Raw genomic sequence first — 16,409 nt, forward strand, 5'->3', positions numbered from 1 at the left:
TGGCATCGCATCCGCGATGACGGAAGGAGTTTTTCTCTATTCTACCATCAAATCTTGAAATAGTCCACGCCGCCCTCAAAGATCGGCTGATATTTGTCACCGGTAACGTTCTTGTACAGGTACTCGCCGCTGCGCTCCGAGTGGCCCATCTTGCCGAACACACGGCCATCCGGGCTGGTGATGCCTTCGATCGCCAGCACAGAGCCGTTGGGGTTATAGCGCTGGTCCATGGTGGGGTTGCCCTCGATGTCCACATACTGGGTGGTGATCTGGCCATTCTTCATGAGGGTGTCCAGCACCTCCTGCGGAGCCACGAAGCGGCCCTCGCCGTGGCTGATGGCAACGGTGAACTGTTCGCCCACCTCGCACTTGGACAGCCACGGGCTGCCGGTGGATGCAATGCGGGTGCGCACCAGCATGCTCTGGTGGCGACCGATGGTGTTGAAGGTCAGGGTGGGGTCGTAAGCGGTGATGGGGCGGATATCGCCGTAGGGGACCAGACCCAGCTTGATGAGGGCCTGGAAACCGTTGCAGATGCCCAGCATCAGGCCGTCGCGCTGCTGCAGCAGACGACGCACCGCCTCGGTGACTTCCGGGTTGCGGAAGAAGGATGCAATGAACTTTGCACTGCCGTCCGGCTCGTCGCCGCCGGAGAAGCCGCCGGGCAGCATGACGATCTGGCTGTTATCGATGGCCTTGACCAGTGCCTTGCAGCTCTCGGCAACATCGGCGGGGGTCAGATTGCGGATGACCAGGATCTCCGGGTCGGCACCGGCGCGGGCAAAGGCCTTGGCGGTGTCGTACTCGCAGTTGGTGCCCGGGAACACCGGAATGATGACCTTGGGCTTTGCCACACCGATCTTGGGTGCGGCGGGTGCGGTCAGCTTGCCGTTGATCTTTTCCACGGTGGGGCCTGCCTTGCGGTAGGGGTACACCGGCTCCAGCTTGCCTTCCCAGATCTCCTGCAGCTGGGCCATATCCAGCTTTTCGCCGCAGGCTTCAAAGACGTATTCCTTGGTGGTCTCGCCCAGGATCTCACCGGCGGGCGAATCGGACACCATTTCCAGAACGATGGAGCCGTACATGGGCTGGAACATCTCATGGGTGGTCTTGTCCGCACGCATCTTGAAGCCGATGTGGTTGCCAAGGCCCATCTTGAACAGAGCCTCGGCAATGCCGCCGTAGCCCACAGAGCAGGCGGATGCCACCATGCCCTCTTCGATCATGTCCTCCACGATCTTGTAGTTGGCCTTCAGGGAGAAGAAGTTGGGGCAGCCGGTCTCGGGGTCGATGATAGGCCGTACCAGCACCACCGTGCTCTCCGGCTTCTTGAATTCGGTGGAGACCACCTTGTTTGCCTTGCCGATGGCGGTTGCAAAGGAGACCAGCGTGGGAGGCACATCCAGCTTTTCAAAGGAGCCGGACATACTGTCCTTGCCGCCGATGGATGCAATGCCCAGACCTATCTGAGCATCCAGTGCACCCAGCAGAGCGGCCAGCGGCTTGCCCCAGCGCTCCGGGGCGGTGCCCAGACGCTCGAAATATTCCTGGAAGGTGAGGTAAGCATCCTCATAGCGGAAGCCGGAGGCCACCAGCTTGGTAACGCTCTCAATGACGGCCATCTGAGCGCCCTTGTACTGGTCTGCGCTCATCAGGAAGGGGTTGAAGCCCCATGCCATGCCGGAGCAGGTGCTGGTCTCGCCGTCCACCGGCAGCTTTGCCACCATGGCGTTCTGCGGGGTCAGCTGATAGGCACCGCCAAAGGGCATGAGCACAGTGGCGGCACCAATGGTGGAGTCGAACCGCTCAGACAGGCCCTTCTTGCTGCAGATGTTCAAATCGCCCACCATGTTCTTCATCTTCTGGCTGAAGGTCAGGCCCTCCCACTGGGGCTGCCAGACCGTGGCCTTTTCCACATGGACCTTCTGGTGCTTCTCTGCACCGTTGGAGTTCAGGAATTCGCGGCTGATGTTCACGATGGACATGCCGTTCCACACCATGTTCAGGCGGGGCTCAGCCGTCACCTTTGCCACAGGAGTGGCCTCAAGGTTCTCTTCGTTGGCGAGAGCAATGAACTTGTCCACGTCCTCGGGGGCCAGCGCCACAGCCATGCGCTCCTGGCTCTCGCTGATGGCCAGCTCGGTGCCGTCCAGACCCTCGTACTTCTTGGTGACTTTGTTCAGGTCGATGTACAGGCCGTCGGCCAGCTCACCGATGGCAACGGACACACCGCCTGCGCCAAAGTCGTTGCAGCGCTTGATCATCCTGCAGGCATCCTCGCGGCGGAACAGGCGCTGCAGCTTGCGCTCGATGGGAGCATTGCCCTTCTGCACCTCGGCACCGCAGTGCTCAAGGCTGTCCAGCTTGTGGGCCTTGGAAGAACCGGTAGCACCGCCCACACCATCACGGCCGGTGCGGCCGCCCAGCAGAACGATGACATCGCCGGGGGCGGGGCACTCGCGGCGGACGTGGGAAGCGGGGGTAGCGCCTACAACGGCACCGATCTCCATGCGCTTTGCCACATAGCCGGGGTGGTAGATTTCGTCCACCTGACCGGTAGCAAGGCCGATCTGGTTGCCGTAGGAGGAATAGCCTGCGGCAGCAGTGGTCACCAGTTTGCGCTGGGGCAGCTTTCCGGGCAGAGTCTCGCTGACCGGCTTGAGCGGGTCGCCTGCGCCGGTGACGCGCATGGCCTGATAGACGTAGCTGCGGCCGGACAGCGGGTCACGGATGGCACCGCCGATGCAGGTAGCTGCACCGCCGAAGGGCTCGATCTCGGTGGGGTGGTTGTGGGTCTCGTTCTTGAACAGGAACAGCCAGTCCTCGTCCTTGCCGTTCACATCGCACTTGATCTTGACGGTGCAGGCGTTGATCTCGTCGGACTCGTCCAGATTTTTCAGAATACCCTGCTTCTTCAGCTCCTTGGCGCCGATGGTGGCAAGGTCCATCATGCAGCGGGGCTTGTTCTCGCGGCCCAGATCGGCGCGCATGGCCATGTAGCGGTCAAAGGCCTTCTGCACCACGGCATCGTCGATCTGCACATCGTCCAGAATGGTACCGAAGGTGGTGTGGCGGCAGTGATCGGACCAGTAGGTGTCGATCATCTTGATCTCGGTGATGGTGGGGTCGCGGTGCTCAGAGCGGAAATACTTCTGGCAGAACTCGATATCGCCAAGATCCATGGCAAGGCCGTTGTCCGCAATGAACTTTTTCAGCTGCTCTTCGTCCAGCTGGTTAAAGCCCTCCAGCACCTTGACCGGGGCGGGCACGGGGTACTCCATTTTCAGGGTCTGCTTGGTGTCCAGCGAAGCCTCGCGGGCCTCCACCGGGTTGATGACGTATTTCTTGATCTCGGCCACCTGCTCGTCGGTCAGGGTGCCTTCCAGCAGATAGACGCGGGCAGAGCGCACCAGCGGGCGCTCGCCCTGACTGATGAGCTGGATGCACTCAGCAGCGGAGTCGGCGCGCTGGTCGAACTGGCCGGGCAGATACTCCACTGCAAAGGACACGCCGTCGCTGGCGGGCAGCTCGGCATAGGTGTTATCCACCGGCGGCTCACTGAACACGGTGTTTGCACACTGGTTGAACAGTTCTTCGTCGATGCCTTCCACATCGTAGCGGTTCAGCAGACGCAGACCGGTAAGCGACTGGATGCCCAGCAGGCTGGTCAGCTCATTTTTCAGGCCGGTGGCTTCCACATCAAAGCCGGGCTTTTTTTCCACATAAATACGATAGACCATTGGGTAGGTTCCCCCTTATGATTCTAAAATTTATCTAGCGTCCTCGCCCTCTCCGTCAGCGCTCACGCGCTGCCACCTCCCCCAAAGTGGGAGGCCTTGGCAGTCCACGCAAAGTTCATGGTTTTGCCAAGGGCTCTCCCTTTGGGAGAGCTGGACGCGAAGCGGCCTGAGAGGGCGCGCCATTTATTCCTTCTCTGCCAGTGCCTTCAGGGCGCGCAGGCCGATATCGCTGCGCTTGTGCAGCTTCTCAAAGCTGATCTTCTCTGCCGCCTCATAGGCATGGCTCAGTGCATTGGTCAGCCGCGGGCCGGTGGCGGTGACACCCAGCACACGGCCGCCGGCCGTGACAAGGGTGCCATCCTCGGTGATGGCGGTGCCGGAGTGGTAGACCGTCACATTCTCCTCGCCGGGCAGCTGGCCGTCCACAAGGCCGGTGATGGGCTTGCCCTTCTCGTAAGCCACCGGGTAGCCGCCGGAAGCCAGAATGACGCAGGCGGCAGCACCGTCCGAGAACTTGACCTCCTCGTTTTCCAGCGTGCCGCCCGTGCAGGCCTGCATGATGTGCAGCAGGTCGCCTTCCAGCAGGGGCAGCACCACCTGCGTTTCGGGGTCACCAAAGCGGCAGTTGTACTCGATGACCTTCGGGCCGTCCGGGGTGAGCATCAGGCCGAAGTAGAGGCAGCCCTTGAAGGGGCAGCCCTCGGCGTTCATGGCCTTGATGGTGGGCAGGAAAATTTTCTCCATGCACTCAGCGGCCACTTCCGGGGTGTAGTAGGGGTTGGGAGCAATGGTGCCCATGCCGCCGGTGTTCAGGCCGGTGTCGTGGTCGTTGGCACGCTTGTGGTCCATGCTGGACACCATGGGCTTGACCACCTTGCCGTCCGTAAAGCTCAGCACACTGACCTCGGGGCCGGTGAGGAATTCCTCCACCACCACATGGTTGCCGGATGCGCCGAATTTCTTATCCAGCATGATTTCCTTCACGCCGTCCGCAGCCTGCTGCTCGTTCTCGCAGATGAGCACGCCCTTGCCCAGTGCCAGACCGTCGGCCTTGATGACCACCGGGTACTTGCCCTCGGCCTTGATGTACTCCATGACCTTGGCGGGGTCGTCAAAGGTCTCGTACTTTGCGGTGGGGATGCCGTATTTCTTCATCAGGTCCTTGGAGAACACCTTGGAGGCCTCGATGCGGGCAGCGGCCTTATCCGGGCCAAAGGCCGGGATGCCCACTGCTGCCAGCGCATCCACCATGCCCAGAGCCAGCGGGTCGTCCTGCGCCACCACAACGTAATCGAACTTTTCTTCTACGGCAAAGCCCACCATGGTGTCCACATCGGTAGACTTGATGTTTTTGCACTTTGCGTCATAGCTGATGCCGCCGTTGCCGGGTGCGCACCAGATCTCGCCGCAGTCAGGGCTTTTTTTCAGTGCCTTGATGATGGCGTGCTCGCGGCCGCCGCCGCCCACTACCAGAATTTTTTCAGCCATATCGTTTTCTCCTAAACTTTCGTTCTTTCCGTCAGCTACCTCGCCCTCTCAGTCCGCTTCGCGTCCAGCTCTCCCAAAGGGAGAGCCCTTGGCAAAACCGGAAACTTTACCGTACTGCCAAAGCCTCTCCCCTTGGGAGAGGTGGCATTGCGCAAGCAATGACGGAGAGGGCGAGCCCGTTTCCCTTAGTGATGGAACAGCCGCAGGCCGCAGAAGGCCATTGCGATGCCGTACTTGTTGCAGGTGTCAATGACCTGCTGGTCGCGGATGGAGCCGCCGGGCTGCACGATGGCGGTCACGCCGGAGCGGCGGGCACGCTCGATGTTGTCGCCGAAGGGGAAGAAGGCATCCGAGCCAAGGCACACGCCGGTCACTTTGCTCAGATATTCCTTCTTTTCCTCAGCGGTCAGCGGGGCGGGCTGCTCGGTAAAGGTCTCGGCCCACACATCGTCGCCAATCACATCCTCGGGCGTATCGCCGATGTAAACATCAATGGCGTTGTCACGGTTAGGCTTTGCCACATCGTCGCGGAAGGGCAGGTTGAGCACCTTATCCATGTGGCGCAGCTGCCAGTTGTCGGCCTTCTGGCCTGCCAGACGGGTGCAGTGGATGCGGCTCTGCTGGCCTGCGCCCACGCCGATGGTCTGGCCGTGGTAGGTGTAGCATACGCTGTTGGACTGAGTATACTTCAGGGTGATGAGTGCAATGACCAGATCACGCTTCTGCTCTTCGGTCACATCCTTGTTCTCGGTGACCCAGTTGTTCAGCATGGTGTCGGCGTTGATGACCAGCTCGTTGCGGCCCTGCTCAAAGGTGATGCCGTACACCTGCTTGTGCTCGATGGGAGCAGGCTTGTAGGCCGGGTCGATGGCGACCACATTGTAGTTGCCCTTCTTCTTGCCGGACAGGATAGCCAGTGCCTCCGGCTCGTAGCCCGGGGCGATGATGCCGTCGGACACCTCGTGCTGGATCAGCTTTGCGGTGGGCACATCGCAGATGTCCGAAAGGGCGATCCAGTCGCCAAAGGAGGACATGCGGTCGGCACCGCGTGCACGGGCATAAGCATTTGCCAGCGGCGACAGCTCCATATCCGGGGCAATGTGGTACATTTTGCGTTCCACATCGGTCAGGGGCAGCCCCAGCGCTGCGCCTGCCGGGGAAACGTGCTTGAAGGAAGCTGCTACGGGCAGACCACAGGCAGCTTTCAGCTCCTTGACCAGCTGGATGGAGTTGAGCGCGTCCAGAAAATTGATGTAGCCGGGCTTGCCGTTCAGCACAGTGACCGGCAGGTCAGAGCCATCTTCCATATAAATGCGGCTGGGCTTCTGGTTGGGGTTGCAGCCGTACTTCAGTGCCAGTTCGTTCATTGGTGCATCCTCCTTATTTCTCTATTGTTTTAGTCCTGTTTTTCCTCTGCGTCAAGCTTTTTGAGCAGTTCCAGCTCTTCGGGCAGCAGCTCCGGCTCCTCGGGGTCGTCCAGATCGCTGCACACGGCATCGTACTTGTTAAAGATCATGTCGCCGGTCTCGCCGGAGTCCAGATCAATGACCCGGGCAAACAGGCTCACCTTGTTGTCCGGGTTCAGGCTGCTCCACAGACCCTGTGCAAAATCGCCGATGGTGCGGGGGCAGGCAAAGCGCAGCGGCTCACCCTCAAAGCTGGGGATGGGATTTCCGTTGTGCTTGTAGGTGCTGATGAAATGGCCCTCGCCTGCAACGGGCTGCGGATAATCAAAGAAATAGCGCTGCACGCTGTCGCCATTGCCGTCCGCAGACTTGAGAATGCTCATCTGATAGCTGCCGTCGGCGTACACCACAGCGGAGATGCGGGGGGTGTAGTTGGGGCCGTCCGGCTCAAAGGTGCGGGTGCGCAGGGCATCGGCAAAGCTCTTGCCCTGACTCATCAGGTCATAAATGGTATCGGTCTGGTCGCCGTTGGTCACGATATGGGTCTTGCCCAGCGTCAGCACCGGATTGTAAATAATAAGGCTGGGGTCCTCCAGCTTCGCGGGGTCCGCTGCGATGGTGCAGATACCGCCGCGCTCGGGCACGGGGTCAAACACGCGGTTGCGGCTGTTCTCGCTGCGGCCCATGATAAAGTAGCCAATGAACATCTGGCGGCCATCCGGAGCCATTGCCACAGCAATGCCGCGGCCGGGATACTCGTTGGATGCCAGATACTCGTTCAGGTTGATCTTTTCCATGTCAAATTCTCCTATTACGGAACTCCCCCAGTCGCCTGCGGCGACAGCCCCCTCGGAGAGGGAGCCTTGCCTCCCTCCTTGAGGGAGGTGGCACGCCGTCAGGCGTGACGGAAGGAGTTTTCACTCAATTTCTCCGCTGCACACCATAGCCACGGCCTTAGGCAGCAGCTTCCACTCGGCCTGCTCCATCACACGCTTCTGCAGCACCTCGGGGGTGTCGCCGGGCAGGATGTCCACGGCCTTCTGCAGCAGGATGGGCCCGCCGTCGCACTCTTCGTTCACGAAGTGGACGGTGGCACCGGTCACCTTACAACCCCGGGCCAGAGCCGCCTCGTGCGGACGCAGACCGTACATGCCGGGCCCGCAGAAAGACGGGATGAGTGCCGGGTGCACATTCAGGATGCGGCGGGGATACGCTTCAATGACACTGGGCCCCAGCACGGACAGAAAGCCTGCCAGCACCACCAGATCGATGTTGTGGTCTTTCAACGTTTTCAGCAGAGCTGCGTCAAAATCCTCACTACTGGCGTAATCCTTGCGGCGCACCACGCAGCCTTCCACACCGGCCTTTGCGGCCCGTTCCAGCGCATAGACACCGGGCTTGGAGGCCACCACAAGGGTGATCCTGCCGTTGGGGTTCTCGCCTCGGGCTTCGCTGTCCAGCAGAGCCTGCAGGTTGGTGCCGCCGCCGGAGACTAAAACTGCAATGTTCAGCACAGCTCCACGCCCTCACCTTCTGCAATGACGCCCAGACGGTAAGCTTCCGGCTCACCGTTTGCGTGCAGGATGTCCAGCGCCTTGTCGGCCTGCTCTGCGGGGACGGTGAGCACCATGCCAACGCCCATGTTGAAGGTGTTGAACATATCGTGCTCGGAGATATTGCCGGTCTTCTGCATCAGCTGGAACAGAGCCGGGGTGCGGACATCTGCCTTGTTGATGCGTGCGCAGCAGCCCTTTTTCAGGCTGCGGGGAATGTTCTCGTAGAAGCCGCCGCCGGTGATGTGGGAAATGCCCTTCACATCCACCTCTTCCAGCACCTTGAGCACAGGCTTGACGTAGATCTTGGTGGGAGCCAGCAGGGCCTCGCCCAGCGTCTTGCCGCCCAGCTCTGCAGGGGCAGTGTGCAGCACATCGGGGTTTGCGTCAATGTCAAAGATCTTGCGCACCAGCGAGAAACCGTTGGAGTGCACACCGGTGGAAGGCAGGGCAAGAATCACATCACCGGCTGCCATGGTCTCGTTGCTCAGGATCTTTTCCTTATCCACGACACCCACGGTGAAACCGGCCAGATCGTACTCCTCCTCCGGCATCATGCCCGGGTGCTCGGCAGTCTCGCCGCCCACCAGAGAGCAGTCGGCCTGCACGCAGCCCTCAGCCACACCCTTGACGATCTCTGCGATCTTCTCGGGAATGTTGCGGCCGCAGGCGATGTAATCCAAGAACACCAGCGGCTTTGCACCGGCGCAGATGACATCGTTCACGCACATAGCCACGCAGTCGATGCCGATGGTATCGTGCTTGTCCATGATCATGGCAATTTTCAGCTTGGTGCCCACGCCGTCGGTGCCGGAGATCAGCACCGGGTGCTTGTAGCCGGTGCAGTCCAGCTCAAACAGGCCACCAAAGCCGCCCAGACCGCCAATGCAGTGCTCGTTCATGGTGCGGGCCACATACTGCTTCATCAGTTCAACAGAGCGATAACCGGCGGTGATATCCACACCGGCGGCTGCATAGCTTTCAGAATAGCTTTTTTCCATGGTCTTACTCTCCTAATTTTTTCTCGTCCTTGGGACGGTCGTTCAGGTGGCGTTCGTGAATATCGGTGGAAAGCACCTCGTCCGGCTTCACGGCATATTCGCCGGTAAAGCAGGCGGTGCAGAATCCGCATTTTGTGTTCTTTGCAAGCTGGACAACATGCTCAGTGGAAAGGTAGCCCAGCGTATCGGCCCCGATCACTTCATTGATCTGCTCGACCGTGCGGCCGGTGGCCACCAGCAGTTTCTGATCCGGGATGTCAGTGCCGAAGTAGCAGGGGTACTTGAACGGCGGTGCCGACACCATAAAGTGCACCTCGGTGGCACCGGCATCCCGCAGCAGCTTGATGATGCGGGCAGATGTGGTGCCGCGCACGATGGAGTCATCCACCAGCACCACGCGCTTGCCCTTGACCGTGCTGGAAACGACGTTCAGCTTGATGCGCACGCTGTTCTCGCGCTGCTTCTGGCTGCCCTGAATGAAGGTGCGGCCGATGTACTTATTCTTAATAAAGCCGATGCCATAGGGGATGCCGCTCTCCTGCGAGTAGCCGAGAGCTGCATCCAGACCGGAATCCGGCACGCCGATGACCACGTCCGCTTCCACGGGGTGTTCCTGTGCAAGGAACCGGCCGGCCTGCTTGCGGGCCTCGTGCACCGAGCTGCCCTCGATGATGCTGTCCGGGCGGGAGAAGTAAATAAACTCGAACACGCACATCTGGGTGTCCGGCCGGCCGCAGTGATCCTTGATGCTGCGCAGCTCACCGGTTTTTGCGTCTGCCACCACGATCTCGCCGGGCTCCACGTCCCGCAGCAGGGTGGCACCGGCAGCGTCCAGTGCACAGCTCTCGCTGGCAAACACATAGCCGCCGCCGGGCAAGGTGCCGATACACAGGGGCCGGTAGCCGCGGGGGTCGCGCACGGCGATCAGCTTGGTGGCCGACATGATCACCAGACTGTAGGCACCCTCCAGCACATCCATCGTCTTGCTGATGGCGGTCTCGATGCTGCCCATGCGCAGGCGGTTGCGGGTAATCAGGTAGCAGATCACCTCGGTATCGGAGGAGCCGTGGAAGATGGCACCTTCATTTTCCAGCTGGCGGCGCAGCTCGATGGCGTTGGTCAGGTTGCCGTTGTGGCACAGTGCCATGGTGCCGCGGCCATGGCGCACGATCATGGGCTGTGCGTTGGCCCGCACGCGGCTGCCAGCAGTGGCATAGCGCACATGGCCGGTCGCCATATGAGCGGTGGGCCTGGAAATGCTTGCCAGCACCGCCGGGGTGAACACCTCGTTCACAAGGCCGAGGTCGCGGTGGCCGACAATGACGCCATCATCGTTCACAGCGATGCCGCAGCTCTCCTGACCACGGTGCTGCAGGGCATACAGAGCCGAGTAGGCCGCAGCGGCCACATCCTCGGTACCGGCACGGTCGTAAATACCGAAAACGCCGCATTCTTCGTGCAGCGGATATGCAAAATCAGACATTGGTTCTCCTTTACAGCTGGGCGATCTCAGCCTGCAGCTTTTCCTCTTTGGCAGCGATCTGTGCGGCCATGGCGGTGCGCTCTGCTGCCAGCTTTTCGGCCAGAGCGTCGTCGCTCAAAGCCAGAATTTCCGCAGCCAGCCATGCGGCGTTCTTGGCACCGTTCAGAGCCACCGTTGCCACCGGGATGCCGCTGGGCATCTGCACCGTGGCAAGCAGGGCATCCATGCCGTCCATGGCACCGCCCTTCATGGGAATGCCGATCACCGGCAGGGTGGTGTTGGCAGCAAAGGCACCCGCCAGATGTGCTGCCATGCCTGCTGCGCACAGGATCACGCCGAAGCCGTTGGCACGGGCGCTTTTGGCAAACTCCGCTGCCCCGGCAGGGGTGCGGTGTGCCGAAAGGATGTGCGCCTCAAAAGGGATGTCCAGCGCTTTCAGTTGGGCACATGCGCCCTTTACCACCGGCCAATCGCTGTCAGAACCCATGATCACAGCCACTTTACGAACCATATCCAAACCTCTCTTTCTCAACCGACAAACAAAAAAGGCTGCGGTACACCCGTACCACGGCCTTTAATTCTGCGTATGCTCTCCCGACGCTTTGCACAAAGTTGCACGATGCCCCTGACATGCCCGAATGTTGTTTCGACCCATGAGACCCGGCAGCATCTTCATCATTGAAGTTCTCCTCCGCAGTTCCTTGTGCTTGCGTTTTCAGGCGGCGGAAAAGCCCTTTCTGCGGGCCGCCGTCCCTGTACTACATACAGTTTACGGCAAAAAAACATCTTTGAAAAGAGTGTTCCCACAAATTCTACCTTGTGTTTTCATGCCGTCAAAAAACTTTCAAAAGTTTTGTGCAGTTTCGACATTGTTTTTCTTTTTAAGTATGACTTATATTTTAAGTATATTTTATGTAAATAGGATGCGTTAACTTTTTGTACAATAGACGGACTTTTTTAAAAAATAATTTTTGCTGTAATTGCCCGTGCAGCACGGATGAGGTCCGCTGGGGCACAGCACACCTGCGTGCCGATGCGCCCGCCGGAGACATAGACCTTCTCCTGCGTCAGCACGCTCTCATCGAACACGGTCTTATACTGCTTTTTCATGCCTACCGGGCTGCAGCCACCGCGCACATAGCCGGTGACCTTGTTGATATCGGCCACATGGATCATGGCAACGCTTTTTTCGCCCACACTGCGGGCAGCGGCTTTCAGATCCAGCTCTGCCGCCACCGGAATGACGAACACAAAATAGTTTTTGCTATTGCCCTGCGTTACCAGCGTCTTATACACGCAGGCAGGGTCTTCGCCCATGCTGCCTGCCACATCCACACCTGCCACGGCAACGCCCTCTTCATGAGCGTACTCGTGGGCGGTGTAGGGTACCTTTTCACGTTCCAGAATGCGCATGGCATTGGTTTTTGCTTCTTTTCCCATCTCTGATATCCCCTTCTGATTGCATTAAACAGACTCCTTCCGTCATCGCTACGCGATGCCACTGCTCCCCTTTTTGTCACTTGCGTGACATCTGTTCCTCTCTTTGTCACCTGTGGTGACATTTCTCCCCGGCGCGGGGAGAATCTGTCCCGGCCGGGGGAAGTCTTTCTCATTGAGGGAGGCTTTGGCAGCCCACACAACGTTTCCTGTTTTGCCAAGGGCGCCCTCTCAGAGGGAGCTGTCGAGCGTATGCGGGACTGAAGGAGTTTTTTCTATTCTACCACTTTCTTCAAAAAAATTCAAAATTCTCTTGACTTCAGTTTCCTGAAGTGATATCATAGCGTCACACACTTCAGAACCCTGAAGTTTGACACTGCAAGCTGCGGCAAAGGAGCCGGTCTCCCTCGCCGTTTCACACGATAAGGCAAAGGAGACAAAACACTATGATCATCGTACTCAAACAGGACGCACCTGAGGTACAGGTACGCGAGTTCTGCCACGAACTGCAGGATATGGGCCTGCAGATCAACGATTCCAAGGGCAGTGAGAGCCACATTCTGGGCCTGATCGGCGACACCAAGGCCGTGGCCGAGAGCTGGGTGCTGGCAAACCCGGTGGTGGAGACCTGCCGCCGCGTGACCGAGCCTTATAAGAAGGCCAACCGCAAGTTCCACCCGGACGACAGCGTGATCGATGTGGACGGCGTAAAGATCGGCGGCGGCAGCTTTGCCGTGATCGCCGGCCCCTGCAGCATTGAGAGCGAGGAGCAAATCACCTACTGCGCACAGCGCGTGAAGGCTGCGGGTGCTTCCCTGCTGCGCGGCGGCGCATTCAAGCCCCGCACCTCGCCCTACTCCTTTCAGGGTATGCGCAGCGAGGGCCTCGACCTGCTCAAGCTGGCACGCCGCGCCACCGGTGCTCCCATCGTGACCGAGATCATGAACACCGAGCACCTGCCCCTGTTCGAGAATGTAGACCTCATTCAGGTGGGTGCCCGCAACATGCAGAACTTTGAGCTGCTCAAGGCCGTTGGCCGTCAGAACAAGCCGGTGCTGCTCAAGCGCGGCCTTGCCAATACGCTGGAAGAGTTCGTGATGAGCGCCGAGTACATCATGGCTGAGGGCAACGAGAACGTCATCCTCTGTGAGCGCGGCATCCGCACCTTTGAGACCAGCATGCGCAACACCCTCGACCTTGCCGGTGTGGTGATGCTGCACAAGATGACCCACCTGCCCGTTATTGTGGACCCCAGCCATGCCTGCGGCCACGCATGGATGGTGCCGGATCTGGCAAAGGCCGCTGTTGCTGCCGGTGCCGACGGCCTGATGATCGAAGTGCACAACAACCCCGCCAAGGCAAAGTGCGATGGTGCCCAGAGCCTGACCCCCGACCAGTTCGACGAGCTGATGCAGTTCATCGGCAAAGAGGTGGAGTTCTTCGGCAAGAAGCTGAACTAAGGCATTTTACATACTCCTTCAGTCTGCTGCGCAGACAGCTCCCCCAAGGAGGGAGCCTCTGGCGAACCGAAAAAACTTTCCGGTTCTGTCAAAGGCCCCATCTTTGAGGGGGCTGGCATCGCGCAGCGATGACTGGGGGAGTTTTTGTTTTCTTTTGCTCTTATTTATGGTATACTATAGTGTATTTTGAATCTATCCTTTAAAAAGAGGTATCATTATGAAAGCACATATTGCACGCAACCAGAACGCCGGTGTCCCGCTGGTTCTGGGCTGGAATCTTTCCCCCGCCGACCGCGGCAAACTGGAAGGCATGGCTCCTGCCTTTGGCATGAAGGTGCTGCTCGTCTCCCCTGCCGATGCGGGCAAGACCGTGGCCCAGCTGCTGGGCGAGGTGGAGACCAAGGCCGCACGCACGCTGGTGCTGGAACCGGGTGCCTACCCGCCGGCAGTGGTTCTGGCCAACTTCAAGGAGAAGGATGTGGACACCCTGCTGGATCTGATGAAGCAGGCACAGGTCACCGTGCCGCTCAAGGCTCTTGTCACCCCCTCAAACCGCAGCTGGGTGTTCGGCGATCTGCTGGCCCACCTGCAGGAGGAGCACGCCGCCTTTACCGCCGCAAAGGAGAACCACACCGTATGATGACCCGCGCAAAACGTTTCGTCAGCGCCCTGTTGGCCGGGGTGCTCTGCCTGAGCCTGCTGGCAGGCTGTGCCTCCAAAAAGAAAGAGCTTACCCGCTATTCCACCGTTTTTTATGATGTGTTCGATACCGTAACGCAGGTGATCGCCTACTGTGAGAGCGAGGAAGAATTCAACAGCCAGATGGATGCCCTGCACGCAGACCTTATTACCTATAACCAGCTGTATGATATCTACAACGATTACCCCGGCGTGACCAACGTCAAGACCATCAACGACAATGCCGGCAGCGCTCCGGTGGAGGTGGACGACCGCATCCTCTCCATGCTGGAGCTGGCCGACCAGATGTACCAGACCACCAACGGCAAGCTGAACATTGCCATGGGCAGCGTGCTGAATATCTGGCACAATTACCGCGAAGCTGCCGAAGCCGCCGAGACGGATGCCGACAACAAGCTGCCCACCATGGAAGAGCTGGAAGCAGCCGCCCAGCACTGTGATATCAACAACGTGATCATCGACGCGGATGCCAAGACCGTTTATCTGGCCGACCCGGAAATGTCGCTGGATGTGGGCAGCGTGGGCAAGGGCTACGCCGTGGAAATGGTGTGCCAGGCTGCCGAGGCCCGCGGCCTGACCAGCGCTCTGGTGAGCGTGGGCGGCAACCTGCGCGCCATTGGTGTAAAACCGGACGGCAGCCAGTGGACCGGCGGCGTGGAAAACCCGTGGAGCTCTTCGGATGTATACACGTCGGATTCCATGCTGGACGGTGCCATCAACATGAGCGATATGGCCCTTGTGACCAGCGGCGACTACCAGCGCTACTACGTGGTGGACGGCAAGCGCTACCATCACCTGATCGACCCGGACACCCTGTTCCCCGCCGCCTACTTTAACGGCGTGACCGTGCTGTGCAGCGACTCCGGCCTTGCCGACTGCCTGACCACCGGTCTGTTCTGCCAGCCGCTGGAGGACGGGATGAAGATCGTGGAAAGTCTGGACGGCGTGGAAGCCATGTGGTGCACACCGGATCAGCAGGTCATCACCTCTTCCGGCTGGGATTCCCATTTGAAAAAGTAACCCTTAAAACGGCAAAAGGCCGACGCAGCACTGCGTCGGCCTTTTGCCGTTTTATCAGATGGTGAACTGCACCACACAGAATGCTGCGTAGATGCACAGCAGTGCAATGCCCTGCGGGCGGCTCAGCTTGCCCTTGAAGAGGGCGGGCAGGGTGAGCAGCAGCATCACGGCGAACATGACCGGGAACTCCAGCACCAGCGATGCATTGTGGCCGAAGAGCAGGGAGTTCTGCGGGATGGTGAAGGGTGCCACCGCGGCGGAAACACCGCTCACCAGCACCAGATTGAACACGTTTGCACCAATGACATTGCCCAGCGAAAGTGCACCGTGGCCCTTTGCCAGCGAGGTGATGGCCGTGACCAGCTCCGGCAGCGAGGTGCCCAGTGCCACAAAGGTGAGCGCGATCACCGACTCCGGCACGCCCAGTGCCTGTGCGATCAGGGTACCGTTGTCCACCAGCAGGTTGGCACCCACGGCAATGAGCACCGCGCCCACGGCCAGCAGACCCAGCTCCTTGGCAAAGGATGCATTTTCTTCCGGTTCTTCCTCTTCTTCCGGGGCGGGGGCGTTCTTCATGGCCATCACGTTGCAGATGATATACGCTGCGAACATGGCCAGAAGGATCAGGCCCACCGGGCGGGAGAAGTAGCCGGTGGTGTAGGCCACACCGGCATAGAAGGCCGCTGCCACAAAGAAAAACAGCACCGGCGTGCGCAGGCTCTTGGGGTCTACCTTCCCCGGCTTTACCGCAATGGTGATGGCCGCAATGAGCGATGCATTGCAGATGATCGAACCGATGGCGTTGCCGTAGGCGATCTCGCCGTGGCCGGTGAGAGCCGAGGTGGTGGAGACCATCACCTCCGGCAGGGTGGTTCCGATGGACACCACGGTGGCACCGATGAGCAGCTCCGGCACATGGAAGCGGCGGGCAATGCCCGTGGCACCATCCACGAACCAGTCACCGCCCTTGATGAGGCACAGCAGGCCCACGATGAACAGCAAAACAGGAATGAGCATAGTTTTTCTCCTTTTGTTTTTGGCAGAGCGGCAATAAAAAAGAGACCTTTATTACATCCTGCCCAGAAATGGGAAGGTGTAATAAAAGTCTCAAGCATCCGGTGA

Annotated in this window: 13 protein-coding genes; 3 read left to right on the forward strand and 10 right to left on the reverse strand. The window is 59.6% G+C overall.

Features of this window, described 5'->3' with window-relative positions:
* Positions 1-47 precede the first annotated feature (47 nt).
* From DW937_RS04705 to ybaK, 9 genes are all read right to left on the reverse strand, one after another.
* Positions 48-3,740, reverse strand: coding sequence for a phosphoribosylformylglycinamidine synthase (locus tag DW937_RS04705; protein ID WP_120120282.1), 3,693 nt, complete (start codon positions 3,738-3,740; stop codon positions 48-50).
* 183 nt (positions 3,741-3,923) lie between these two features.
* Positions 3,924-5,228, reverse strand: a complete 1,305-nt coding sequence (purD, locus tag DW937_RS04715) for a phosphoribosylamine--glycine ligase (RefSeq protein WP_120120283.1) — start codon at positions 5,226-5,228, stop codon at positions 3,924-3,926.
* 185 nt (positions 5,229-5,413) lie between these two features.
* Positions 5,414-6,595, reverse strand: coding sequence for a phosphoribosylaminoimidazolecarboxamide formyltransferase (locus tag DW937_RS04720; RefSeq protein WP_120120284.1), 1,182 nt, complete (start codon positions 6,593-6,595; stop codon positions 5,414-5,416).
* A 29-nt stretch (positions 6,596-6,624) separates the two neighbouring features.
* Positions 6,625-7,431: an IMP cyclohydrolase gene (locus DW937_RS04725; protein WP_097775216.1), complete on the reverse strand. Its 807-nt coding sequence runs from the start codon at positions 7,429-7,431 to the stop codon at positions 6,625-6,627.
* 120 nt (positions 7,432-7,551) lie between these two features.
* Positions 7,552-8,148, reverse strand: coding sequence for a phosphoribosylglycinamide formyltransferase (purN, locus tag DW937_RS04730; RefSeq protein ID WP_005944461.1), 597 nt, complete (start codon positions 8,146-8,148; stop codon positions 7,552-7,554).
* Complete coding sequence (gene purM / locus DW937_RS04735) at positions 8,142-9,188, reverse strand: phosphoribosylformylglycinamidine cyclo-ligase (protein ID WP_097775215.1); 1,047 nt, start codon at positions 9,186-9,188, stop codon at positions 8,142-8,144. Before purM ends, purN begins: the two co-directional genes overlap by 7 nt.
* Before the next feature lie 4 nt (positions 9,189-9,192).
* On the reverse strand, positions 9,193-10,671 hold the full coding sequence (purF, locus tag DW937_RS04740; RefSeq protein WP_120120285.1) for an amidophosphoribosyltransferase: 1,479 nt from the start codon (positions 10,669-10,671) through the stop codon (positions 9,193-9,195).
* A 10-nt stretch (positions 10,672-10,681) separates the two neighbouring features.
* Positions 10,682-11,182 (reverse strand): 5-(carboxyamino)imidazole ribonucleotide mutase, encoded by a 501-nt coding sequence (gene purE / locus DW937_RS04745; protein ID WP_097775213.1) that lies wholly within the window; start codon positions 11,180-11,182, stop codon positions 10,682-10,684.
* Positions 11,183-11,628: 446 nt separating this feature from the next.
* Positions 11,629-12,111, reverse strand: a complete 483-nt coding sequence (ybaK, locus tag DW937_RS04750) for a Cys-tRNA(Pro) deacylase (RefSeq protein ID WP_005944468.1) — start codon at positions 12,109-12,111, stop codon at positions 11,629-11,631.
* A 443-nt stretch (positions 12,112-12,554) separates the two neighbouring features.
* Between ybaK and aroF the strand changes: the two genes are divergently transcribed.
* The 3 genes from aroF (at position 12,555) to DW937_RS04765 (ending at position 15,287) form a co-directional block, all read left to right on the forward strand.
* Entirely contained in the window at positions 12,555-13,568 is a 1,014-nt protein-coding gene (gene aroF / locus DW937_RS04755) for a 3-deoxy-7-phosphoheptulonate synthase (RefSeq protein WP_120120286.1), read from the forward strand.
* Positions 13,569-13,785: 217 nt separating this feature from the next.
* Entirely contained in the window at positions 13,786-14,208 is a 423-nt protein-coding gene (locus DW937_RS04760) for a DUF3783 domain-containing protein (protein WP_120120287.1), read from the forward strand.
* Complete coding sequence (locus DW937_RS04765; protein ID WP_120120288.1) at positions 14,205-15,287, forward strand: FAD:protein FMN transferase; 1,083 nt, start codon at positions 14,205-14,207, stop codon at positions 15,285-15,287. Before DW937_RS04760 ends, DW937_RS04765 begins: the two co-directional genes overlap by 4 nt.
* Positions 15,288-15,341: 54 nt before the next feature.
* Here DW937_RS04765 and DW937_RS04770 read toward each other — a convergent pair whose 3' ends face one another.
* A complete protein-coding gene (locus DW937_RS04770; protein ID WP_118526402.1) occupies positions 15,342-16,304 on the reverse strand; it encodes a calcium/sodium antiporter in 963 nt (320 codons plus the stop codon).
* Between the last annotated feature and the right edge of the window lie 105 nt (positions 16,305-16,409).

Origin of the sequence: Faecalibacterium sp. AM43-5AT (assembly GCF_003603345.1) — a bacterium.
Lineage (GTDB): Bacteria > Bacillota > Clostridia > Oscillospirales > Ruminococcaceae > Faecalibacterium > Faecalibacterium taiwanense.